Source organism: Polaromonas sp. P5_D5 (assembly GCF_054049435.1).
Window position 1 is genome coordinate 108,183 of record NZ_JBFUMJ010000002.1, and the last position, 21,674, is coordinate 129,856.

Genomic DNA, 21,674 nt, shown 5'->3' on the forward strand with positions numbered 1-21,674 from the left:
ATGGTCAGTCAAACCAACGAAGCCGCGCTCGAATCGCATATCGAAAACGCTCTTTCGAAGGACGGCTATCGCGTTGGCGATCCGGCTGACTTTGACCAGGAATTCGCTGTTGACGGCAAGCTCTTTTGGGAATTTCTTGAAGCCACCCAACCCAAGGAGTTGGCGAAGCTGAAGGACCGGCCCAACTGGCGGCGGCTGGTACTGGAGAGGCTGAACAAGAAGATCAAGAAAGACAGCGTGCTGGCCGTGCTGAAGAAAGGGCTGGATATTGACGATGCCCACTTCGATTTGCTCTACCGCCTGCCATATAACGACCTCAATCCGGAGGTGGCGGCCAACTTTGAGGCCAACCGCTTCAGCGTGACCCGGCAGATGCATTACAGCCAGACGGATACTTTCAAATCGGTGGACATGGCCCTGTTCGTCAACGGCTTGGCAGTGGCGACGCTGGAACTCAAAAATCCGTGGACAGGCCAGAACGTGCAGAACGCCGTTCGCCAGTACCGCACCGACCGTGACCCCAAGGAGCCGCTGTTCGAGTTTGGCCGCTGCCTGGTGCATTTCGCGGTGGACCCGGACGAGGCTTTCATGTGCGCGCAACTGGCGGGTAACGACAGTAACTTTCTGCCGTTCAACAAGGGCAACAACCACGGCAAGGGCAACCCGGTCAATCAAAACGGGCACAAGACGGCGTACCTGTGGCAAGACGTTTTGCCGCGCCGTAGCCTGACCAACATCATCGAGCAATTCGCCAAATTCACAGTCGAGAAGGACAAGAAGACTGGCAAGGAGCGTAGGGCGCTGTTCTTTCCCCGCTATCACCAACTCGACGTGGTACGCGGCATTCTGGTGGATGCCCAGCAGAAGGGCGTGGGCCAGACCTACCTGATTCAGCACTCGGCTGGCTCGGGCAAGTCCAACTCCATCACGTGGCTGGCGTATCAACTGGTGGAGCAGTACGATCCCACCGGTACCGCAAACCTGTTTGATTCCGTAGTGGTGGTGACAGACCGACGCGTGCTGGACACTCAGCTCAAGGACAACATCAAGCTGTTCTCTGAAACCAAGAATATCGTCGCCCACTGCGAAAGCGCGCAGGACCTGAAGTACAACCTTGAACTTGGCAAGAAGATCATCATCACCACGGTGCAGAAGTTCCCCTTCATCGTGGATGGCATCGGGCAACTGTCTGACCGCAAGTTCGCCGTCATCATTGACGAGGCGCATTCGTCACAATCCGGTGTAGCAGCGGACAAGGTCAACGAGACATTGGCGGGCCAGGATGGTGACGAGCCTGTGGATGTGCAAGACCAAATTCTGGCGGCGATGAATGAGCGAAAGATGAGCAAGAACGCCAGCTACTTTGCGTTCACTGCCACGCCCAAGCCTGCCACGCTGGAGAAGTTTGGCCGCCAAGCCGCTGACGGCAAGTTCTACCCCTTCCACCTGTATTCCATGAAGCAAGCCATCGAGGAGAAATTCATTCTCGACGTGCTGGAGAAGTACACCACGTACAAAAGCTACTACGAGGTTCAGAAGTCGGTTGAGGACAACCCGCTGTTCGATACCGCCAAGGCACAGAAGAAGCTGAAAGCCTTTGTCGAAGCCAGCCCAAAGACCATTGAGGTAAAGGCCAGGATCATGGTCGACCACTTCACGGCCAGCGTTTGGCAGGCCAAGAAGCTGAAAGGCAAGGCCAAGGCCATGGTAGTGACGCGCAATATCGAATGCGCCATCCGATACTTCTTTGCCATCCGCTCCGCATTAAAAGAGGCCAATGCCCCGTTCAAGGCGTTGGTGGCGTTCTCCGGCGAAAAGATGGTGGACGGCATCAAGCACACCGAAGAGTCCCTGAACGGCTTTTCTGCGCGTGACTTGCCCGACGAATTCGAGAAAGACGACGCCAAGATTCTGGTGGTTGCCAACAAGTACCTGACCGGCTTCGATGAGCCCATGCTGCACACCATGTATGTGGACAAGAAACTGCAAGGTGTTCTGGCCGTGCAAGCGCTGTCCCGGCTCAATCGCTGCAACTGGAAGCTGGGCAAGGCTGATACCTTCGTGCTCGACTTCTACAACTCCGTGGACGACATCAAGGCGGCGTTTGATCCCTTCTATACGTCCACCAGCCTGAGCGAGCCAACGGACGTGAATGTTTTGCATGACCTGAAAGACGTGCTCGACAACTTTGGCATCTACGACTGGACTGAAGTGATGACCTTCAATGAGAAGTTCTTTGCCAGCGCCGAAGCCGAAGAACTCGCTCCCATCATCGACACGGTGGTGGTCCGTTTTGATGCCGACTTGAACGACGAGCAACGTATCGACTTCAAGATCAAGGCCAAGCAGTTCGTCAAGATTTACGCGCAAATAGCAGCCATCATTTCGTTCAACAACGTGAACTGGGAAATGCTGCATTGGTTTCTGAAGTTCCTGATCCCCAAGCTGAAAGTGAAAGACCCCGACCAGGACAAGTTGGATGAATTGCTGAACAGCGTTGACCTCTCTACCTATGGGCTGGAACGCTCACGGCTCGAAGCCAAGATTGGCCTTGATGCCGCTGAAACCGAACTAGAGCCGCAAAACCCGAACTTACGGGGCCCACACATGGGACCGGGAGACAAAGACCCGCTGGAAGAGATCGTCCGCGCCTTCAACGACCGCCACTTTGCCGGGTGGGAGGCCACGCCCGAAGAGCAACGGGTAAAGTTCATCAATATCGCCCAGCACGTGGCAAACCACGCAGACTACAAGGCACAGGTCGAAGACAACCCTGATGCCCAGAACCGGCAGTTGGCACTGGAGAAGCTAATCCAACACGCCGTCAGTATCGAGCGCCGCCGGGAGCTGGACTTGTACAAACGCTACGCGGGTGACCCCGATTTCAAGCGAGCCTTTGATGCGAGTATTTCAAGGTTGCTGAGCATGCAAGGCGGCGGTATCAATGGCATTCTTGGGTCTAAGCCGACTTGATGTAGTGCCCAATTTGCAATCGCGCCGTAAAAAAGCCCGCATATGCGGGCTTTTTTATGTCAACTCGAAGGCGCCTTACTTGCCCAGCTTCAAAAAGTCATCCCCCTTGCCCAGCTCCAGCATCCCAGCATTGGAGTAAATCCCCAACTTGGCCCGCGTATCCGTAATGTCCAGATTGCGCATGGTCAGCTGGCCAATGCGGTCCAGCGGCGAGAACGGCGCGTCTTCCACTTTTTCCATGCTCAAACGCTCAGGCGCGTAGGTCAGGTTCGGTGATTCGGTGTTCAGCAGCGAGTAGTCATTGCCGCGGCGCAGTTCCAGCGTCACGGTGCCGGTGATGGCGCTGGCGATCCAGCGTTGGGCGGTTTCGCGCAGCATGATGGCCTGGCTGTCGAACCAGCGGCCCTGGTACAGCAGGCGGCCGAGTTTGCGGCCGTTGTCGCGGTATTGCTCGATGGTGTCTTCGTTGTGGATGCCGGTGACCAGGCGCTCGTAGGCGATGAACAGCAGCGCCAGGCCGGGGGCCTCGTAAATGCCGCGGCTCTTGGCTTCGATGATGCGGTTTTCGATCTGGTCGCTCATGCCCAGGCCGTGGCGGCCGCCGATTTCGTTGGCCTTGAGGATCAGGCTCACCAGGTCGGGGTATGCGACGCCATTCAGCGCAACGGGGCGGCCTTCTTCAAAGGTCACGCTGACTTCTTCAGCCTTGACGACGCAGTCGTCCTTCCAGAAGGGCACGCCCATGATGGGGTTGACGATCTTGATGCCGCTGTTGAGGTTTTCCAGGTCTTTGGCTTCGTGCGTGGCACCCAGCATGTTGCTGTCGGTGCTGTAGGCTTTTTCGGCGCTCATCTTGTAGCCAAAGCCGTTGGCTGTCATGAACGCGCTCATCTCGGCGCGGCCGCCCAGCTCGTCGATGAACTGCTGGTCCAGCCAGGGTTTGTAGATCTTCAGCGCGGGGTTGGTCAGCAGGCCATAGCGGTAGAAACGCTCGATGTCGTTGCCCTTGAACGTGGAGCCATCGCCCCAGATGTTCACGTCGTCCTGCTTCATCGCGCTCACCAGCATGGTGCCGGTCACGGCGCGGCCCAGCGGCGTGGTGTTGAAGTAGGTGACGCCTGCGGTGGTGATGTGGAAGGCGCCGCTTTGCAGCGCGGCAATGCCTTCAGCAGCGAGCTGTGGGCGGCAGTCGACCAGGCGGGCCTTGATGGCGCCGTATTCCATGGCCTTGCGCGGGATCTCGTCGTAGTCGGCTTCGTCGGGCTGGCCCAGGTTGGCGGTATAGGCGTAGGGCAGGGCGCCCTTCTGTTTCATCCACAACAGCGCGGCGCTGGTGTCCAGGCCGCCAGAGAACGCGATGCCGACCTTTTGGTTGGCGGGGATGTTTTGCAGAATGGTGTTGGACATGTTTTAGGCCTGAATATCGCTGTAAGCCGCGCAAAACCTGCGCAAGCAGCTATGAAAAAAGGAGCGAATGATCGGTTTGGGGTGGACTTGGACGCTTTTTTAACCGAAGTGGCAGATGTAGTGGTAAGCCGCTTCGCCCGCTGCAACGCGGATCTCGAATTTCGCGTTGCCGGGCACGCTGAACTTTTCGCCGGTCGAAGACTTCACCCAGCTGTCGCTGCCGGCCAGCTTGTATTCGCAGGCGCCGGCCACGCATTCCATGATCTCGGGCGCGCCGGTGTTGAAGGTCAGGGTGGCCGGCAGGATCACGCCCACCGACTTTTTGGTGCCGTCGGCCAGCGTGATGCCGTGGCTCACGCATTTGCCGTCAAAGTAGACGTTGGCCTTGGTGGTCACGCTGATGTTGTCGATTTTTTCGGTAGGCATGGGAAGGTGCTGAAAAGAGACTGAAAGAGGCGAAAAGAGACGAAAAGAGACGAAAGGGGCTGTTCCGGGCTGCGGAAAAGCACCGCGTGGCGCCAAAACCGTTGATTTTAGGTCACCCGGAGCCTTTCGCCGGGCCCGCGGTGAATCCGGTTGGCCCTTTGTGGCGTATCCCCAATGCCAGCCGCCTGCCGGTGTTTCCCGATAGCCACCAATACCTGACAATGTTCTTCATGAAGCCAGAAAGCCCGGACAGACAATTGATCGCGCTGATTGACCGCGTGGCCCAGGCCGATGAGTCGGCCCTGCGGGAGCTGTATGAGCTGACTTCGTCCAAGCTCTACGGTGTCGCGATTCGTGTGGTGACCAACCGTGAATGGGCCGAAGACGTGTTGCAGGAGGCCTTCTTCAACATCTGGCGCATTGCTGGCGACTACAAGGCGACCCTGTCACCGCCCATGGCCTGGATGGCGCTGGTGGTGCGCAGCCGCGGCCTGGATTTTTTGCGGCGCCGGGCTTCGGACCGGGCCGACCTGATGCAGGAACTCGACGACGTGATTTCCGACACGGTGGCGGGCGACTCGCCCAACCCGATGGACACGACCCAGGCCAGCGAACAGGCCTGGGCTTTGCATCAGTGCCTTGGCAAGCTGGAGCACAAGCAGCGCGAAGTGGTGAGCCTGGCGTATTTGCGGGATTTGAGCCATGGTGAGCTGGCCGAGCAGCTCAAACTGCCTTTGGGTACTGTCAAAACATGGATCCGGCGCGGGCTGGAGCAGCTTCGCGGTTGCATGGCGAGGTTTGCCTGATGAATTTACAAAGTAATCCCGCCCTGATGGAGCAACTGGCGGCCAGCTACGCGCTGGGCACCTTGCGCGGCGGCGCGCGTCGCCGGTTTGAGACGTTGGCACGCGACAACGCCACTTTGCGCGCGGCGGCGCTGGTCTGGCAAAGCCGGCTGTCGTCGGTGGCTGAGCTGCAGCCGCGGGCGGCGCCCAGCCCCGCCGTGTGGAAACGCATTGAAAATCTGGTCAGGGCCGACAAGGAGGCGCGGGCCATGCAGGCGGCGCGGGCCGCTCCGGGTGCCATGGGTTGGTGGTCCAGCCTGGGCCTGTGGCGCGGCGGGGCCGTGGCGGGCGCACTCGCGACTGCGGCGGCGGTTGTCGTGGGGCTGAACGTGAACGGCCGGCTGAGCGGGCAGGTGAGCGAACTAACCGCCAAACTGACAGCCACGCCCGAGATCGAATACGTGGCCGTGCTGACCGATGACAAGGCTTCGGCGTCGCTGCTGGTGACGTTTGACCCGAAGAACAAAACACTTTCGCTCAAGCGTGTGGGCAGCTTCAGGGAGCAGCCCGACAAGTCCCTGGAACTCTGGGCCTTGCCGCCCGGCGCGGCGCCCAAATCACTGGGCGTGATGGGCGCAGACCCTGTGGTTCGGCTGACCGCCGCAGGCACTGACATGCGCCAGGTACCGACGCTGGCGATCACCCTGGAGCCCAAGGGTGGTGTGCCGCCTGGCAGCGGGCCGACCGGGCCGGTGCTGTTCAAGGGCGCGCTGATTGAAACGCCCAAATAGCAACAGTCGAATATTCGCGGACAGCAAAAAGGGGCGTTGCAAACGCCCCTTTTTTTGGTTCTGCCGGACCGCGATTTAACGCCAGTGACGGTGGCCACCGTAGCCCCGGCTGTAGCCGAAGTTCAGCGACAGGCCGATAGGTGCGTAGTACGGCTGGTAGTAGGGGCGGGGGTAGTAAGCCGGGTAAACCACCGGCTGCTCCACGTAAGTCACGGCAGGCTGGACATACACCGGCTGGGGCGCCGGTTGCACATAGGTCTGGGGCTGCTGCGGCGCGGACTGGAAGGTCTGCGGCGCAGGGGCCATGGCGCCGACCGGCGTGACCTGCAGGCGCACATACTGGCCCGGGTCGGTGGCCATTTGCGTGCTGTACTGCGTGCCCTGGTATTCGTACACCACGTTGTAGTGGCTGGGGCGGTTTTCGTAATAGGTTTGCGTTGTGCACTGCTGCACGTTTTGAACCTGGTTGTTTGAGCCTTCGATGCGGTCGCCAACGATGGCGCCGCCCACCAGCCCGATCATGGTGGCAACCGCACGGCCGCCGCCATTGCCGATGGCGTTACCGGCTGCACCGCCCGCGAGGGCACCCATCAGCGCACCTGCGCCCGAGTTCGGTTGCTGGACAACGACGGGTTGGTTGCTGCAGACCTGGCGCGGTACGGCCACTTGCTGCACCACCGGCGTGCTGGAAATCACCCGGGCCAGGATGTCCATGGCGGAGGCGGGTACAGCTGCCAACCCGGAGGCGGCGGCCAGAGCAGAGAGAACAAGCGCTTTTTTCATGATTCGACCCTTTTCAGCACGTGGCTGAAGTTGCACCGCCAAAGGGCTCACCCTGGTCGGGTGATGGCTCGGGTGGCAAGCGTAATTTTAGTAAGTCAGAGTCATTTTGGGGCGCGGAGTTCGGTAAATCGACGGTAAAGCTGCCCTTTTAACCCCTTTAAGGTCCTCTGGAGGCAAAACAGGCTGCAAAACGTAACCGATCGGCCTGCTGTGCGTTCAAACCCTCGCAGCCCAGCCTGGTGCGTCAAAACCGACTGTGATGTCCTTGCCCCAGTCCACCACGGGCCGCTTGATGACGCTGGGATTGGCCAGCATCAGCGCTTGGGCGCTGGCGCTGTCATGCACGTTGGCCTGTAGCGCCGGCTCCAGCTTTCGCCAGGTGGTGCCCTGGCGGTTTAGCAGCTTTTCCCAGCCTGCCGCCTGGGCCCATCGCGCCAACTGGTCGGGCGGCACGCCCTGCTTCTTGAAGTCGTGAAACCGGTAGTCAACACCTTGTTCGCCGAGCCATGCGCGGGCCTTTTTGACGGTGTCGCAGTTGGGGATGCCGTAAAGAATGATCATGGCCCGATTTTCGCAGATTTAAGAGAAATAGGCCTTTCGGCCAAGCGGGACTTGCGCCAGCAGCTATCAAAATGGTAGCGTTTCTGCGAAGGCAGGCAAGGGCCCGGGCGCGTAAGCGGGCCTTTTGGCAAGGCTGGAATAATGAAGAGCGCCGACCGGCCCAACCTTTTTTGTATGGATGCCTTGCCTCATGACCGCTGCTTCAGCCACGCGCACTGCCCCCGCCGTTCTTTACCCGCCCCTCGAACCCTTCCGCACGGGCATTCTTGAAACGGGTGACGGCCATTGGGTGTATTGGGAGTTGTGCGGCAACCCCAAAGGAAAGCCGGCGGTGTTTTTGCATGGTGGTCCGGGCGCGGGCTGCTCGCCAGAACATCGCCGCCTGTTTGATCCCGAACGCTATTGCGTGCTGCTGTTCGACCAGCGCGGCTGCGGCCGCTCCCGCCCCAGTGCCTCGCTGGACAACAACAGGACCTGGCACCTGGTGGCCGACATCGAGCGCTTGCGCACCCTGCTGGGTGTGGAGCGCTGGCTGGTGTTCGGCGGCTCCTGGGGTAGCGCACTGGCGCTGGCTTATGCGCAGGCCCATCCGGCCCGGGTGTCGGCGCTCATCGTGCGGGGCATTTTTGCGCTGCGCCGCGCCGAGCTGCTCTGGTACTACCAGGAGGGTGCGTCCTGGTTGTTCCCTGATTTGTGGGAAGAGTTCGTCAAACCCATTCCGCAGGCGGAGCGCGGCGACCTGATTGCCGCCTACCGCAAACGCCTGGTGGGCGCCGACCGGGCTGCGCAACTGGCGGCTGCCCGCGCCTGGAGCCTCTGGGAAGGCCAGACGATTACGCTGTTGCCCGACCCGTCTTTTACCGCCCAGCACGGCGACGACGCCTTTGCCCTGGCGTTCGCGCGCATCGAAAACCATTATTTTGTGCATGCCGGCTGGCTCGAGGAAGGCCAGCTGATTCGCGATGCGCACAAGCTGGCCGGGATTCCCGGCGTCATCGTGCAGGGCCGCTACGACGTGGCCACGCCGGCCAAAACCGCGTGGGACCTGCACCGCGCATGGCCCGAGGCTGAATTCCATATGGTGGACAACGCCGGGCACGCCTTCAACGAGCCCGGCATCCTGCGCCAGCTGATCGCCGCGACGGACCGTTTCGCCAAATAGCTCGAACACCCCCGTTGACGCTCACTGCGTGTAGCGTCCTCCCCCCTTGCAGGGGGCGGCGCCTGCGACCGGCAAAGCCGGATCGCGGCCCCTGCTGAAAGGAAAGGCCAGCTACGCGACAATGCTGGGCTGTATGCAAAATTTGAAAACACTTGAAGATTGGCTGGCTTACTGCGAGCACCTGCACCCTGTCGGCATCGACATGGGCCTGACGCGCATCAGCGCTGTGGCCAGGCGCATGGGCCTGGCCTTTGACTGCCCCATCATCACGGTGGCCGGCACCAACGGCAAAGGCTCGACCTGCGCGATGCTTGAAGCCATCTTGCTGCAGGCCGGCTACCGCACCGGCGTCTTCACTTCGCCGCACCTGGTGCATTTTGAAGAGCGTTGCCGGGTGCGCGGCGATATCGTGAAGGCTGACGAGCTGGTTGCGCAATTCGCGCGCGTCGAGGCGGCGCGCACGCAGGGCGGTGACGCGATTTCGCTGACCTACTTTGAATTCACCACCCTGGCCATCCTGCAGCTGCTGGCCGACGCAAAGCTGGATGTCGTCATCCTCGAAGTCGGCCTGGGCGGGCGTCTGGACGCCGTGAACATGCTGGACGCGGACTGCGCGGTGATCACCAGCATCGACCTGGACCACATGGAATACCTGGGCCCTGACCGTGAAAGCATTGGCCGCGAAAAGGCCGGCATCATGCGCGCCGGCAAGCCGGTCATCGTGAGCGATCCGGTGCCGCCGCAAAGCATCATTGACTACGCCGCCGCAGTGGGTGCTGACTTGTGGCGTTTCGGCACCGACTTCAATTTTTCGGGCGACAAGCAGCAATGGGGCTGGGCAGGGCGTGGGCGCCGCTATGCCGGCCTGGCGTATCCGGCCTTGCGCGGCGCCAACCAGCTTGTCAATGCTTCAGGCGTGCTGGCGGCGCTGACGGCCTTGCGTGAGCGCCTGCCGGTGACGGCCCAGGCGGTGCGCAACGGCTTGTCAATGGTCGAACTGCCGGGGCGCTTTCAGATCGTGCCCGGCCAGCCCAYGCTGGTGCTGGATGTGGCGCACAACCCCCATTCGGTGGCCGCGCTGGCTGAAAACCTCGATGCCATGGGCTTTTACCCCTGCACGCACGCGGTGTTCGGTGCCATGGCCGACAAGGACCTGGCGCCCATGCTGGCACGGGTGGCGCCGCTTATCGACAAGTGGTATTTCACCGATTTGCCGACGCCGCGGGCCGCTTCTGCCGAGGATTTGCAGGCCAGGTGGACGGCGGCCAATACCCGGCCTGATGCAAGCGCCGGCACTTACAAATCCCCCGAAGCGGCGCTGCAGGCGGCGGTCGGGGCCGCAACCCCCGCTGATAGAATTGTCGTGTTCGGCTCCTTCTACACGGTGGGCGGCATTTTGAAGGACGGTGTGCCGCGTCTTTCGGCCCCGCACCTGGCCGCCTGAGACCTGACAAGCGGCCCGCAACGCGTTCAAAAAAGGGCCGTCAGCCCGCGTTCACCGTTAACGTCACCCCTTATCGGATCCAAGCCACACCATGCCGTTTTTCAACTTCCGCCGGGGCGGCTCCAACGCTGCCTCCAATGCCGGGTCAGCCGCTCAAACGGAAAGCGTGGAAGTGATTCGCAAGCGCGCCAAACACCGGCTGATCGGTTCTGCCGTGCTGGTGCTGATCGGCGTGTTGGGTTTCCCGCTGCTGTTTGACACCCAGCCCAGGCCCATTCCGGTCGATATCCCGATTGAAATTCCCGGCAAAGGCACGGTCAAGCCCCTGGTGATTCCCGGGCCCGGTGCCCCGGCAGCCACTTCCGCGTCCGCCCCCAAGGTGGCCGACAAGCCCGCCGAAAAAGTAACCGCTGACGCCAGCCTGGCGCCCAGGGAAGAAATTCTTTCATCAAAACCGGCCCCAGCCCTTGCTGCATCTGCGCTAGCAGCTATCAAAAATGAAGCAAAACCGGAAGCCAAACCTGAGGTGAAGCCCCCGGTCAAACCGGAACCCAAGCCGGCCAAGCCCGCTGCGAACGACGACGCCACACGTGCCGCCGCACTGCTGAACGGCACCGCCGCGCCGGCCGCCAAACCGTCTGCCAGCGAGGCGGATGGCCGTTTTGTGGTTCAGGTCGGCGCGTTTGCCGATGTGGCCAAGGCCCGCGAAGCGCGCCTGAAGGTGGAAAAGGCGGGCCTCAAAACCTATACACAAGTGGCGGAAACCAAAGACGGCAAGCGCATCCGGGTCCGCGTGGGCCCGTTTGCCACCAAGGCCGAGGCCGACAAGGCGGCGACCAAGATCAAGGGCCTTGATTTACCCGCTGCCATCCTGACCTTGTAATGGGTACTGCCCCGGTGGTGTCGTGACGGCTGTTGACTGGATTTTGCTGGGAGTGCTGGGTTTTTCCATGCTGTTGGGCGCATGGCGCGGGCTGGTGTATGAGGTGTTGTCGGTGCTGGGCTGGGTGGTGTCGTTTTTTGTGGCGCAATGGTTTGCGCCCGACCTGGCCACCCGCTTGCCGGTGCAGTCTGCTTCTGACCCGGTGCGTTATGCGGCGGCGTTTGTGCTGATCTTTATCGCCGCCGTGTTCGCAGCAGGGCTGCTGGCCTTTGTGGTGAAGAAGCTGGTAGCTGCCGTCGGCCTGGCGCCTGTGGACAGAGTATTCGGAGCCGCTTTTGGTGTGTTGCGCGGAATTGTTTTGCTGCTGGCGGCGACCGTTGTGATCGACATGACGGCGCTGAAGTCCAGCAGTTGGTGGCGGGAATCAAAGGGCGCGCCGGTGTTGACGGCCACGCTCAAAGCCCTGAAGCCGGTATTGCCCGAACAGTTTGCCAAGTATTTAATTTAACTTTGAAGAGTCAACTCATCATGATCGGAACACCATGTGCGGGATAGTCGGCGTCGTCAGCAAAGCCCCGGTCAATCAGCTGATTTATGACGGACTGCTGCTTTTGCAGCATCGCGGCCAGGATGCCGCAGGCATCGTCACGCAGCAGGGGCGCAAGTTCTACATGCACAAGGCCAAGGGCATGGTGCGCGACGTGTTCCGCACCCGCAACATGCGCGCGCTGCCGGGCACGGTGGGCCTGGGCCAGGTGCGCTACCCCACAGCAGGCAACGCCTACAGCGAAGACGAAGCCCAGCCGTTTTACGTCAATGCGCCCTTCGGCCTCGTGCTGTCGCACAACGGCAACCTGACCAATGCGGCCGAGCTGAAGGCCGAGCTCTTCAACACTGACCACCGTCACATCAACACCGACAGCGATTCTGAAGTGCTGCTCAACGTGCTGGCGCATGAGCTAGAAAAAACCACACGCGGCCTGCCGCTCAAGCCGGTTGATGTGTTCGCCGCAGTGCGCGGTGTGCACAAGCGCGTGAAGGGCTCTTATGCCGTCGTCGCGCTGATCGCCGGCCACGGCCTGCTGGCGTTTCGCGACCCCTTCGGCATCCGCCCGCTGTGCATCGGCCGCGGCGAGAATGAAAACGGCACGACCGTCATGGTGGCCAGCGAATCGGTGGCGCTCGAAGGCACTTCGCACCAGTTCGAGCGCGACATCGCCCCGGGCGAAGCCGTGTATGTAGACATGGAAGGCGTGGTGCACGCCGAGCAGTGCGCACCCAACGCCAAACTCAACCCCTGCATCTTCGAATTTGTGTACCTGGCGCGTCCTGACTCCGTGCTGGACGGTATTTCGGTCTATCAGGCCCGCCTGAACCTGGGCGAGACGCTGGCCAAACGCGTGGTCTCTACCGTGCCACCCAGCGAGATCGATGTGATCATCCCGATCCCCGAATCCAGCCGACCGAGTGCCACGCAGCTCGCACACTTGCTGGGCATTCCTTACCGCGAAGGTTTCGTCAAGAACCGTTACGTGGGCCGCACCTTCATCATGCCGGGGCAGGGCGTGCGCAAGAAGTCCGTGCGCCAGAAGCTCAACGTGATTGCCAGCGAGTTCAAGGGCCGTAACGTGCTGCTGGTCGACGATTCCATCGTGCGCGGCACCACCAGCCGCGAGATCGTGCAAATGGCGCGTGACGCCGGTGCGCGCAAGGTCTACCTTGCCAGCGCTGCGCCGCCCGTGCGCTTTCCCAACGTGTACGGCATTGACATGCCTACGCCTGATGAGCTGGTGGCCCACGGCCGCACGATTGAAGAAATCCGTGAAGTCATTGGCTGCGACGCGCTGATTTACCAGGACGTGGAAGGCATGAAGCGCGCCATTGGCTCACTCAACGGCAAGCTCGACGGCTTTGACGCCTCCTGCTTTGACGGCGTTTACATCACGGGCGACGTGACTGCAGAGACCATCGCCGCGATGAATTCCCAGCGCGCCGACACCGCCGGCGAAGAAGGCGACGTGGACGTGTCCCGCCTGGCATTGCCCAATCCGCAAGAAGCCTGAGCATGACGAAAAGAAAACTGCCTGACAACCTGCACCGCGATACGCTGGCCGTGCGCGTGGCGTTGGAGCCCAGCCAGCACGGCGAAAACTCCGAAGCGCTGTACCTGACCAGCGGCTTTGTGCAACCCGATGCCGAGACCTCGGCACGGCGCTTTGCCGACCCGACAGAAGGCTACACCTACGGCCGCACGTCCAACCCGACGGTCACAAGCTTTGAACGCCGCCTCGCCGCGATGGAGGGCACCGAAGCCGCCATCGGCGCCTCGACCGGCATGGGCGCGATCCTGATGATGTGCATGGGATTGCTGAAGTCTGGCGACCACGTCATTTGCTCGCGTTCGATGTTTGGCTCGACGATCGCCCTGATAGGCCGCGAGTTCGGGAAGTTCGGCGTTGAAACCACGTTTGTGTCGCAGACCGACGTGAGCGAGTGGAAGGCCGCATTGCGACCCGGCACCAAGCTGCTGTTTGCTGAAACCCCGACCAATCCGCTGACCGAAGTCTGCGACATCCGGGCGCTGGCTGATCTGGCGCACAGCGTGGGCGCCTTGCTCGCGGTGGACAACTGCTTTTGCTCACCGGCCCTGCAACGCCCGGTGGAATTCGGCGCTGACCTCATCATGCATTCGGGCACCAAATACCTGGACGGCCAGGGCCGTGTGATGGCGGGTGCGCTCTGCGGCTCGTCCAAACTCATCGTTGATGTGTTTGGCCCGATCGTGCGCACCGCCGGCATGACGCTCGCGCCCTTCAACGCCTGGGTCGTGCTCAAGGGCCTGGAGACATTGAACATCCGCATGCAGGCACAGAGCGCCAACGCGCTGGCCGTTGCCAGGTGGCTTGAAACGCAGCCTGCGGTGGCGCGCGTTTATTACCCTGGTCTTGAATCGCATCCCCAGCATGAGCTGGCCATGCGTCAGCAATCGGGACTGGGTGGCGCAGTGCTGTCGTTTGACGTGCTTGGCGACACACCGGAAGCGGCACGCGCCAATGCCTTCAAGGTGATCAACAGCACGCAGGTGCTCAGCATTGCGACCAACCTGGGCGACACCAAGACCATCATCAGCCATTCAGCCACCACCTCGCACGGGCGCCTCAGCGAAGAGCAGCGCCAGGCCGCCGGCATAGGCCAGGGCCTGGTTCGCGTGGCCGTTGGGCTGGACCACGTAGACGACATCAAGGCCGACCTGTCCCGCGGCCTGAGCCTTATCGTATGACTGCATGACTGCCCCAATGACCCAAAAGACAAGAACCCGTTTCGCCCCTTCCCCGACCGGATTCATCCACCTCGGCAATATCCGCTCAGCGCTTTACCCCTGGGCTTTTGCCCGTGCCACCGGCGGCGACTTCATCCTGCGCATCGAAGACACCGATGTCGAACGTTCCAGCCAGGAAGCCGTCGACGTGATCATCGAAGGCATGCGCTGGCTGGGCCTGAACCACGACGAAGGCCCGTTTTTCCAGATGCAGCGCATGGACCGCTACAAGGCTGTGCTTGCGCAGATGCAGGTTGATGGCCTGGTCTACCCCTGCTACATGAGCGTGGCCGAGCTCGACGCCCTGCGTGAAAAGCAGATGGCCGCCAAGGAAAAACCACGCTACGACGGCACCTGGCGTCCTGCGCCCGGCAAGACCCTGCCGCCCGTGCCCGAAGGCGTGCAGCCCGTGCTGCGCTTCAAGAACCCGCAGGGCGGCAGCGTGGTGTGGGACGACAAGGTCAAGGGCCGCATCGAGATCAGCAACGACGAACTCGACGACCTGGTGATCGCGCGGCCCGATGGCACGCCGACTTACAACTTCTGCGTGGTGGTCGATGACATCGACATGGCCATGACCCACGTGATTCGCGGCGACGACCACGTGAACAACACGCCGCGCCAGATCAACATCTTCAAGGCCCTGGGTAAAGAGCCGCCGGTGTACGCCCACCTGCCGACCGTGCTCAACGAGCAGGGCGAAAAGCTCAGCAAGCGCAACGGCGCCAAGCCGGTGACTCAGTACGCCGCCGAAGGCTATTTGCCGGACGCCATGGTCAATTACCTGGCGCGCCTGGGCTGGAGCCACGGCGACGACGAAATCTTCAGCCGCGAGCAGTTCATTGAGTGGTTCAACCTCGATCACCTTGGCAAGAGCGCCGCGCAGTTCGATGAAGCCAAGCTGCGCTGGGTCAATGCCCAGCACCTGAAGGCCACTGCAGATGACACGCTGGCAACGCTGGTGCAGCCTTTCCTGGCAGCCCAGGGCATTACCGGCGTGGACCCGGTATGGGTGACGCGCGGCTGCGGGCTTTTTAAAGACCGCTGCAGCACGCTGGTAGAGCTGGCCGGCTGGCTGCAACTGCTGGTGACCGGGGGCAAACCGAGCGCTGAAGACATCAGCACGCACGTCACGGAGGCGGTGCGTCCGGCCATTGCAAAACTGAGCAGTTCGCTGGTGGCCTGCGAGTGGACCAAGGCCGCGATCTCGGCCGCCATCAAACAGGTGCTGGCCGACACGGGCCTGAAGATGCCGCAGTTGGCAATGCCCGTGCGCGTGTTGGTCATGGGCACGCCGCAAACCCCGTCGCTCGACGCGATTCTGGAGCTCATGAAACGCGAAGATGTGGTCTCCCGGTTGAAGCTTGTTTGAGGATTTGAAATAGGCCAATTTTTCGGGCTATAATTCAAGGCTCGACAATTGCAGGGAAACCTCAATAACTTGACGGGGGTATAGCTCAGCTGGGAGAGCGCTTGCATGGCATGCAAGAGGTCAGCGGTTCGATCCCGCTTACCTCCACCAAAAGTTAAAAGTTAGTCGGGAAGAATTTGAAGTTTTGTGGGTCCGTGTGAAAGCAGGGGCTCATCCGGAAGTTCCAAGGTTTTGACCCTATCGTCTAGAGGCCTAGGACACCACCCTTTCACGGTGGCTACAGGGGTTCGAATCCCCTTAGGGTCGCCAGAATTCATCACACCTTGCGTGTGATGCCCAAGGCGCAAGTTGACAACCGCCGGCCCGCAAGGGCCAAGCGACTTGGCTCGAAAGAGCGAATGTTGTCACTACCAGGAGTGGTAGTTCAGTTGGTTAGAATACCGGCCTGTCACGCCGGGGGTCGCGGGTTCGAGTCCCGTCCACTCCGCCAATATTGATAAGGGTTAGCAGGTAAGTATCTGCTAACCCTTTTCTCTTTTCCGGCCCTTGTTTCCTGACTGCGTCCTCAAGATTTGGTGAGTGGCGCAAAGCAGCGGTATCGACCCTGCCTTTCTATTGCCGGATTCTTCCGTTTCCGCTGACGATCGTCATCTCCACGAAGCGCGAACCATTGCGCATCCCCGGGCGAAATCCGATGACATATCCTCCCAGGTCAAAGCTGTCCAGTCCATCCAGAGCGGAAGCAAAACCTTCACGGGTCACACGCGAGCCTTGCCGTCGGGCCGCTTCAACAATCACCTTGGCCGCGATGAAGCCTTCCATCATTGCGTAGCTGATCGGGACATCCTGCGCTCCGGCCGTTGCCGCGATGTCGTTGAACTCCTTGGAAAGCCGATTTGTCAGTTTGTAGGGACTGGGCGTGACCTGAGCGATCGCGATGCCTTGCATTTGCTCGTCAGAAAGCCGTTTCGCCATCTGCTCAATGTCCGCGCCCGAGTGTGCAAACAGCTGAGCCGTTCCTCCGGCCGAGCGGTACTTCTCAATAAAACCGGAAGCTGCGCCTCCACTTGCAATCATGATGATCGCCTGCGGCGAGGCTTGCAGCATGGCGTCAGCGGCGGCAGTCACGCGGCTGGTCCCGGCGTCATAACCCGCCGTTTGCACGATCCTGGCCTTGGCATTCGCCGCTGCTTCCTGTGCGGCGGCGATGAGTGGCGCAGCACCGGGGCCGTTTTCGTAAACCAAGCCAAGCCTGGTGATTCCGACTGTCGCCAGGTGCGCCGTGATTCTCGCAAGTTCGTCCCGCAATGTGGCGCGCACGCCATAAAGTTGCGGAACGTCCAGATTCAGTTCGGTCGCGCGGAAGCCGACCAGCACGATGTGCTCGCGCTCAAATATGCCCGCGCTGACCAGCTGGGCGATATTGCGGCTTCCAAAATAGCCGGCAAGCACCACGGGCTTGTCCTCGGCCAGAAGCGCGCGCGTTTGGGTGAGTGTTTCATCGGGGCGTCCAGCGTCGTCGCGGCGCGCCAGGATGAAGGTGTTTCCGTTGACCCCGCCCGCCTTGTTCACGGCGTTGAAATGCAACTGCATTCCAGCTGCATAGGCGCGGCCCTGGCTCGCGTCAATGCCGGTCAACGGCGCCACCTGACCGACTACAAGCTGCGCGGCCAGTACGGACGACGCTATACCGCTTGCGATAACCAGGCCCGCCAGGCGGGAAATCAACTGACCAGTTCTCATTTCCAGTTTCCTTAACGCGGTCCAACTCGCACGTGCAACGCTTTCACCTGTCAAGCCTGAGGCTGTAGATAGTGAATCCAGCCCCACGGGTAACAATCAATCGGAGAAGGCCACGAGGTCCTTGCCGGCCGCCACTTTCAATCGATCCGGATGTTGGAACGCAGGGCGATCACGCGCATGCGGGGCAGCTCGTTTTCGATGCGCGCAGCAACCGTGGCAGCGGGCTCCCAGGCGTATTCGAGTCCGTTCGCGACGAGTTTTTCGCGAAGCTCGGGATCCTTCATCGTCTCGGCCAGCGCCTTCTGCAGCTTGGCTTTTACATCCGCCGGCACCCCCTTGGGCGTGGCAATGGCCAGCCAGGAATCGGCCGAGAAACCTTTGAAACCGCTCTCCGCCACAGTCGCCACCGTGGGCATTTGCGTCGCGCGGCTTTCGCCGGTGACGGCGATGGCTTTGATCCTCGGCTTCGCCGCCTTCAGTTGCGGCAGCGCCGCCGCGACGGTGTCAATCGAGAAGGGGATTTGGCCGGCCATCAGGTCGGTCATCGCTGGTGCGCTGCCTTTGTAAGCGATGTGCTGCAGCTTGATGCCAGCGGCGCTCCAGAGCATTTCACCGGCGAAGTGCCCTGTGGTGCCGTTGCCGAACGAGCCGTACACGTACTTGTCCGGTGCGCGTTGCACCGCTGCGATCAGCTGCTTCAGGTCGTTGACCGGGACATCGGAGTTGGCCAGAAGAACAAGGGGAACGCGCGCCACCATCCCGACAGGCTCGAAACTCTTGATCGGGTCGTAAGGCAGCTTGGGCATGAGTGCCGGGTTGACCGTGAAAGTGGATCCCGAGCTGATAAGCAGCGTGTAGCCGTCCGGCGCCGCCTTGGCGACGAATGCGGCACCGACGATGGTGCCGGCGCCCGGCCGGTTGTCGATGACCACAGGTTGCCCCAGGCGCTCACCCAGCTTCTTGGCGACCAGCCGTCCGGCGATGTCGGTGGCGCCGCCCGGCGGAAAAGGAATGACCAGTTGGACCGGCTTGGACGGATAGCCCTGCGCGTGAACGCTGGCCCATGGGGCCAGCAAGACCAGCGCCATGGCCAGGAAGAAGCGCTTCTCATACCTTGGGTTCATCATCGTATTGCTCCTCTTTGATACGGCATGGGCCGCGTTGATCAACCGTTGCGAAACAGGAAACTGCAGGCATTGCGTTTCGACGTATCCAGAATCCCAAGCGGCAAAGTTGGAGGGCATGTCGGAAATCCGCTTGAGGAGTCAAGGAAAGTCTATCGCTGAGGCCGCGCAACAGGGTTGCAACATAATTGACTTTTAAGATCAGTTATTCGAATAATTAGATTTGAAAACTTGGAGAAGTGTGTGATTAAAGAAAAAAGAGAAATAAAAGTGCGTTTACAGAATGAAACAACTGCCCCGCGGCCTGACCTGGACCGGGTTGATCGCGTGATCCTGCGCCTGCTCCAGCGCGATGCATCGATCTCCAATGTGGCACTGGCGGCCAAGGTGCACCTGAGCCCCGCAGCCTGCCTGCGTCGGGTGGAGCGCCTGAAATCGATGGGCCTGGTACAGCGCATCGTCGCGCTGCTCAATCCTGCTTCGCTGAACCTTGGCATGCTGGTCGTGATCGGCGTGGTGTTGGACCGGTCCACACCGCAGTCCTTCGCCGACTTCGAAAAAGCGGTGCAGAAGGTGCCGGGTTGCCTGGAATGCGTGGTGGTGACGGGCGAGTTCGACTACTTCGTCACCGTCCGCACGCAGGACAACGAATCGTTTAACCGCCTGCATGCCGCGGAGCTGCTCTACCTCCCGGGGGTGCGGCAGATCCGCACCTTCGTCGTGCTGAAGCAGGTGCTCTCAACGACGGAACTGCCTGTTATGTAGTTTTCAGGGTGTTGACAATCCCGATGAAGGTTGAAGCACACCCGACCATAGACAACGCGCATTTCCTCGCTTCCTTCTTGCGATGTCTCGGGTCCTTGAGACTCGCATGTGATTCAAGAGCTGCTGTTCAATAAGGCCGTGTGGCATCAAGGTAATGGTGCTCCACGATGAAGCCGGTAGCGCGCTTCGGTCATAATGAGAATAATTCCCATCTACGACGCGCGCCTGGTCAGCCACCGCCACATCTCGTCTGCCGCTTGAAGGGATCCGTCACCTCCATGGCAATGACCGACCTGTGCTTGAGCGCTATTACCAAGAACTGCTGAACTTCTGTTCCCGCACGGTGCGAAACCGCGATGCTGCGGCTGATGTCGTGCAGGAGAGCTATGCGCGCGTCCTGGCGGTGCAGCATTCCGGCCAGGCGGTGCCCGAGCCGCGCGCACTGCTCTACCGCACAGCACGCAACCTGCAGATCGACCAGCACCGCCGCAGTGAAGTGCGCGGCGATGCGCTGCATCCCGATGCCGAGGCCTCGGCCGCCGAGCTCGAGAATCTCGCGGCGCCGCTGGCCTGCGAGCCCGATGCTGCGGCGTCTTCCGCGCAGGGGGTGAACGCCCTGCTGGCCACGATTGATGCCCTGCCTTTGCGCTGCCGCGAGGCTTTTATCCTGCACAAGTTTGACGGCCTGCCGCATGCGGAGGTGGCCGAGCAGATGGGCATCTCGCGCAAGATGGTCGAGCAGCACATCAAGCTGGCCATGGACGCCTGCAGGCGTTGCAAAGACGCGCTCGACGGGGCACCCGCCACCGCCGGCCCAACTTCTACCCCCATCTCTACCCCGGTGCTCCGACGAAGAAAACCCGCCCGCGAATGACTTTCGGCTTTCGAATGAATTTTTATTTGTATTCTTGCTTTCCCGGCATAGGGTTTCGGCTTGTTCGTGCGTCTACATCCAAGAGCCGATAAGCACACCATGAACATCCCGCCGCCAGCCCACCCGCCAGCCGCACCGTCCACAGAGCCCGACGAAGCGGCGCTGGACTGGTTCGTGCGGCATACCGGTGGGCAGCTTGGGGCGGCGGACGAGGCTGCGTTCCTGGCCTGGCTGGCGGCGGACAGCGCCCACGGCGCGTCCTTTGCGCGCCACCAGCGTGACTGGCGTTTGCTCGACGCGCTGCCGGCAGATGGCTTGCGCACGCTGAGGCAGAACCTCGCCGACGACAAAGCCGCTGCCGCCGTCCGTACCGCGCCACGCCGGCGCGCCTGGTGGCAGGGGCTGTCTGCCTGGGTGCCGCAGGGCGCACTGGCCGCCGTGGCATTGATGGTTTCCTGCGGGGGCTATATGGCCTGGAGCCTCTGGCAGCAGCAACCGGTGTTCGAGCAGAGTTTTGCCACCACGCGAGGCCAGCAGCTGGAGGTGGTCTTGCCGGAAGGCAGCCGCCTGAGGCTGGACACCCTGACCACCGCCGACGTCACGCTTTACCGTGAGCGCCGTGAAGTGCGCCTGCCGCAGGGAGAGGCAATGTTCCAGGTCAAGGGTGACCCGGCGCGTCCTTTCGATGTGCTGGCCGGGCCTTTGCGCATCACGGTGGTCGGCACGCGGTTTTCTGTGCGCTACACGCCCGGTGTGCCGGGCCGTGCGGGTGTGCAGGTTGCGGTGGAAGAAGGGCGTGTGCGCGTGGCGCGCGCCGAACGGTCCGCTACCGATGCGGCGGTTGAGCTGGTCGCCGGCCAGCAGATCGCGAGCGACATGTCGGGATTGCTGGGCGCGGTGTCTGCCTTGCCCGCAGCCGGGATTGCGCCCTGGCGTGAAAGCCGCGTCAGTTTTGACAACACGCCTCTGAACCAGGCTCTGGCCGAGTTCGAGCGTTACGGCCCGGTGCATCTGACGGTGCGGGAGCCGGCCGTGGCCGCGCTGCGCGTGACGGGCACGTTCGACCCGCGGCGGCCGGGCAACTTCGCCCGCATCCTGCAGCAGGTCTTGCCCGTGAAGCTGCGCGAGCAGGGCGGCGAGGCCGAGATCGTCTCTGCCGGTCATTAGTCATTCGCCGTTAGCCACTAACTATTAGTTATCGGCTTGAGCTGCCTGGCCTGCTGGCCGAAGCAGGTGACATCAGGACACAAAAAAACTTTTGT

Annotated in this window: 19 protein-coding genes and 3 tRNA genes; 16 read left to right on the plus strand and 6 right to left on the minus strand. The window is 61.4% G+C overall.

Features of this window, described 5'->3' with window-relative positions:
* Positions 1-2,973: a type I restriction endonuclease subunit R gene (locus tag ACXJKE_RS07175; protein WP_457279902.1), complete on the plus strand. Its 2,973-nt coding sequence runs from the start codon at positions 1-3 to the stop codon at positions 2,971-2,973.
* A gap of 75 nt (positions 2,974-3,048) precedes the next feature.
* Here the strand turns inward: ACXJKE_RS07175 and argG are convergent, their stop codons facing one another.
* Positions 3,049-4,380 carry an argininosuccinate synthase gene (gene argG / locus ACXJKE_RS07180; protein ID WP_457279903.1) on the minus strand — a complete coding sequence of 444 codons (1,332 nt, stop codon included), beginning with the start codon at positions 4,378-4,380 and terminating at the stop codon, positions 3,049-3,051.
* A 99-nt stretch (positions 4,381-4,479) separates the two neighbouring features.
* Positions 4,480-4,806: a pyrimidine/purine nucleoside phosphorylase gene (gene ppnP / locus ACXJKE_RS07185; RefSeq protein ID WP_457279904.1), complete on the minus strand. Its 327-nt coding sequence runs from the start codon at positions 4,804-4,806 to the stop codon at positions 4,480-4,482.
* 230 nt (positions 4,807-5,036) lie between these two features.
* Between ppnP and ACXJKE_RS07190 the strand changes: the two genes are divergently transcribed.
* Complete coding sequence (locus tag ACXJKE_RS07190; RefSeq protein ID WP_457279905.1) at positions 5,037-5,612, plus strand: RNA polymerase sigma factor; 576 nt, start codon at positions 5,037-5,039, stop codon at positions 5,610-5,612.
* Complete coding sequence (locus ACXJKE_RS07195) at positions 5,612-6,382, plus strand: anti-sigma factor (RefSeq protein ID WP_457279906.1); 771 nt, start codon at positions 5,612-5,614, stop codon at positions 6,380-6,382. Before ACXJKE_RS07190 ends, ACXJKE_RS07195 begins: the two co-directional genes overlap by 1 nt.
* A 75-nt stretch (positions 6,383-6,457) precedes the next feature.
* On the opposite strand, the gene ACXJKE_RS07200 is transcribed toward ACXJKE_RS07195, so the two are convergent.
* The gene (locus ACXJKE_RS07200) at positions 6,458-7,165 is read right to left on the minus strand and encodes a glycine zipper 2TM domain-containing protein (RefSeq protein WP_457279907.1); all 708 of its coding nucleotides are present in this window, start codon (positions 7,163-7,165) and stop codon (positions 6,458-6,460) included.
* A gap of 216 nt (positions 7,166-7,381) precedes the next feature.
* A complete protein-coding gene (locus ACXJKE_RS07205) occupies positions 7,382-7,726 on the minus strand; it encodes an ArsC family reductase (protein ID WP_457279908.1) in 345 nt (114 codons plus the stop codon).
* A gap of 190 nt (positions 7,727-7,916) precedes the next feature.
* Between ACXJKE_RS07205 and pip the strand changes: the two genes are divergently transcribed.
* The 10 genes from pip to ACXJKE_RS07255 all read left to right on the plus strand — a co-directional run bounded on the left by pip (position 7,917) and on the right by ACXJKE_RS07255 (position 16,396).
* On the plus strand, positions 7,917-8,888 hold the full coding sequence (gene pip / locus ACXJKE_RS07210) for a prolyl aminopeptidase (protein ID WP_457279909.1): 972 nt from the start codon (positions 7,917-7,919) through the stop codon (positions 8,886-8,888).
* Between the two features lie 133 nt (positions 8,889-9,021).
* Positions 9,022-10,332, plus strand: a complete 1,311-nt coding sequence (folC, locus tag ACXJKE_RS07215) for a bifunctional tetrahydrofolate synthase/dihydrofolate synthase (protein ID WP_457279910.1) — start codon at positions 9,022-9,024, stop codon at positions 10,330-10,332.
* A 91-nt stretch (positions 10,333-10,423) separates the two neighbouring features.
* Positions 10,424-11,215 (plus strand): SPOR domain-containing protein, encoded by a 792-nt coding sequence (locus tag ACXJKE_RS07220; RefSeq protein WP_457279911.1) that lies wholly within the window; start codon positions 10,424-10,426, stop codon positions 11,213-11,215.
* 22 nt (positions 11,216-11,237) lie between these two features.
* Entirely contained in the window at positions 11,238-11,723 is a 486-nt protein-coding gene (locus ACXJKE_RS07225; RefSeq protein ID WP_457279912.1) for a CvpA family protein, read from the plus strand.
* A gap of 34 nt (positions 11,724-11,757) precedes the next feature.
* A complete protein-coding gene (gene purF, locus ACXJKE_RS07230; RefSeq protein WP_457279913.1) occupies positions 11,758-13,278 on the plus strand; it encodes an amidophosphoribosyltransferase in 1,521 nt (506 codons plus the stop codon).
* A gap of 2 nt (positions 13,279-13,280) precedes the next feature.
* Positions 13,281-14,495 (plus strand): O-succinylhomoserine sulfhydrylase, encoded by a 1,215-nt coding sequence (locus tag ACXJKE_RS07235; RefSeq protein ID WP_457279914.1) that lies wholly within the window; start codon positions 13,281-13,283, stop codon positions 14,493-14,495.
* Positions 14,496-14,511: 16 nt separating this feature from the next.
* Positions 14,512-15,906, plus strand: coding sequence for a glutamate--tRNA ligase (gene gltX, locus ACXJKE_RS07240; protein ID WP_457279915.1), 1,395 nt, complete (start codon positions 14,512-14,514; stop codon positions 15,904-15,906).
* A gap of 74 nt (positions 15,907-15,980) precedes the next feature.
* Positions 15,981-16,056, plus strand: a tRNA-Ala gene (locus ACXJKE_RS07245).
* Positions 16,057-16,139: 83 nt separating this feature from the next.
* Positions 16,140-16,215 (plus strand) — tRNA-Glu (locus tag ACXJKE_RS07250).
* A gap of 104 nt (positions 16,216-16,319) precedes the next feature.
* A tRNA-Asp gene (locus tag ACXJKE_RS07255) sits at positions 16,320-16,396 on the plus strand.
* A 122-nt stretch (positions 16,397-16,518) separates the two neighbouring features.
* Here ACXJKE_RS07255 and ACXJKE_RS07260 read toward each other — a convergent pair.
* Both ACXJKE_RS07260 and ACXJKE_RS07265 read right to left on the minus strand, forming a co-directional pair.
* On the minus strand, positions 16,519-17,649 hold the full coding sequence (locus ACXJKE_RS07260; RefSeq protein ID WP_457279916.1) for an ABC transporter substrate-binding protein: 1,131 nt from the start codon (positions 17,647-17,649) through the stop codon (positions 16,519-16,521).
* A gap of 137 nt (positions 17,650-17,786) precedes the next feature.
* On the minus strand, positions 17,787-18,773 hold the full coding sequence (locus ACXJKE_RS07265; protein ID WP_457280958.1) for a Bug family tripartite tricarboxylate transporter substrate binding protein: 987 nt from the start codon (positions 18,771-18,773) through the stop codon (positions 17,787-17,789).
* A gap of 270 nt (positions 18,774-19,043) precedes the next feature.
* On the opposite strand from ACXJKE_RS07265, the gene ACXJKE_RS07270 reads away from it, so the two are divergent.
* The 3 genes from ACXJKE_RS07270 (at position 19,044) to ACXJKE_RS07280 (ending at position 21,579) form a co-directional block, all read left to right on the plus strand.
* Positions 19,044-19,538 carry an Lrp/AsnC family transcriptional regulator gene (locus ACXJKE_RS07270; RefSeq protein WP_457279917.1) on the plus strand — a complete coding sequence of 165 codons (495 nt, stop codon included), beginning with the start codon at positions 19,044-19,046 and terminating at the stop codon, positions 19,536-19,538.
* Between the two features lie 295 nt (positions 19,539-19,833).
* On the plus strand, positions 19,834-20,412 hold the full coding sequence (locus tag ACXJKE_RS07275) for a sigma-70 family RNA polymerase sigma factor (protein ID WP_457279918.1): 579 nt from the start codon (positions 19,834-19,836) through the stop codon (positions 20,410-20,412).
* Between the two features lie 99 nt (positions 20,413-20,511).
* The gene (locus tag ACXJKE_RS07280; RefSeq protein WP_457279919.1) at positions 20,512-21,579 is read left to right on the plus strand and encodes a FecR family protein; all 1,068 of its coding nucleotides are present in this window, start codon (positions 20,512-20,514) and stop codon (positions 21,577-21,579) included.
* Positions 21,580-21,674: the final 95 nt, after the last annotated feature.

Coding starts and splice junctions, on each gene's coding strand:
- ACXJKE_RS07235 (WP_457279914.1), top strand. CDS start 13,281: ATGACGAAAAGAAAACTGCCTGACAACCTGCACCGCGATACGCTGGCC.
- purF (WP_457279913.1), top strand. CDS start 11,758: ATGTGCGGGATAGTCGGCGTCGTCAGCAAAGCCCCGGTCAATCAGCTG.
- ACXJKE_RS07265 (WP_457280958.1), bottom strand. CDS start 18,773: ATGAACCCAAGGTATGAGAAGCGCTTCTTCCTGGCCATGGCGCTGGTC.
- argG (WP_457279903.1), bottom strand. CDS start 4,380: ATGTCCAACACCATTCTGCAAAACATCCCCGCCAACCAAAAGGTCGGC.
- ACXJKE_RS07220 (WP_457279911.1), top strand. CDS start 10,424: ATGCCGTTTTTCAACTTCCGCCGGGGCGGCTCCAACGCTGCCTCCAAT.
- ACXJKE_RS07190 (WP_457279905.1), top strand. CDS start 5,037: ATGAAGCCAGAAAGCCCGGACAGACAATTGATCGCGCTGATTGACCGC.
- ACXJKE_RS07200 (WP_457279907.1), bottom strand. CDS start 7,165: ATGAAAAAAGCGCTTGTTCTCTCTGCTCTGGCCGCCGCCTCCGGGTTG.
- ACXJKE_RS07195 (WP_457279906.1), top strand. CDS start 5,612: ATGAATTTACAAAGTAATCCCGCCCTGATGGAGCAACTGGCGGCCAGC.
- pip (WP_457279909.1), top strand. CDS start 7,917: ATGACCGCTGCTTCAGCCACGCGCACTGCCCCCGCCGTTCTTTACCCG.
- ppnP (WP_457279904.1), bottom strand. CDS start 4,806: ATGCCTACCGAAAAAATCGACAACATCAGCGTGACCACCAAGGCCAAC.
- ACXJKE_RS07175 (WP_457279902.1), top strand. CDS start 1: ATGGTCAGTCAAACCAACGAAGCCGCGCTCGAATCGCATATCGAAAAC.
- ACXJKE_RS07280 (WP_457279919.1), top strand. CDS start 20,512: ATGAACATCCCGCCGCCAGCCCACCCGCCAGCCGCACCGTCCACAGAG.
- gltX (WP_457279915.1), top strand. CDS start 14,512: ATGACCCAAAAGACAAGAACCCGTTTCGCCCCTTCCCCGACCGGATTC.
- ACXJKE_RS07260 (WP_457279916.1), bottom strand. CDS start 17,649: ATGAGAACTGGTCAGTTGATTTCCCGCCTGGCGGGCCTGGTTATCGCA.
- ACXJKE_RS07205 (WP_457279908.1), bottom strand. CDS start 7,726: ATGATCATTCTTTACGGCATCCCCAACTGCGACACCGTCAAAAAGGCC.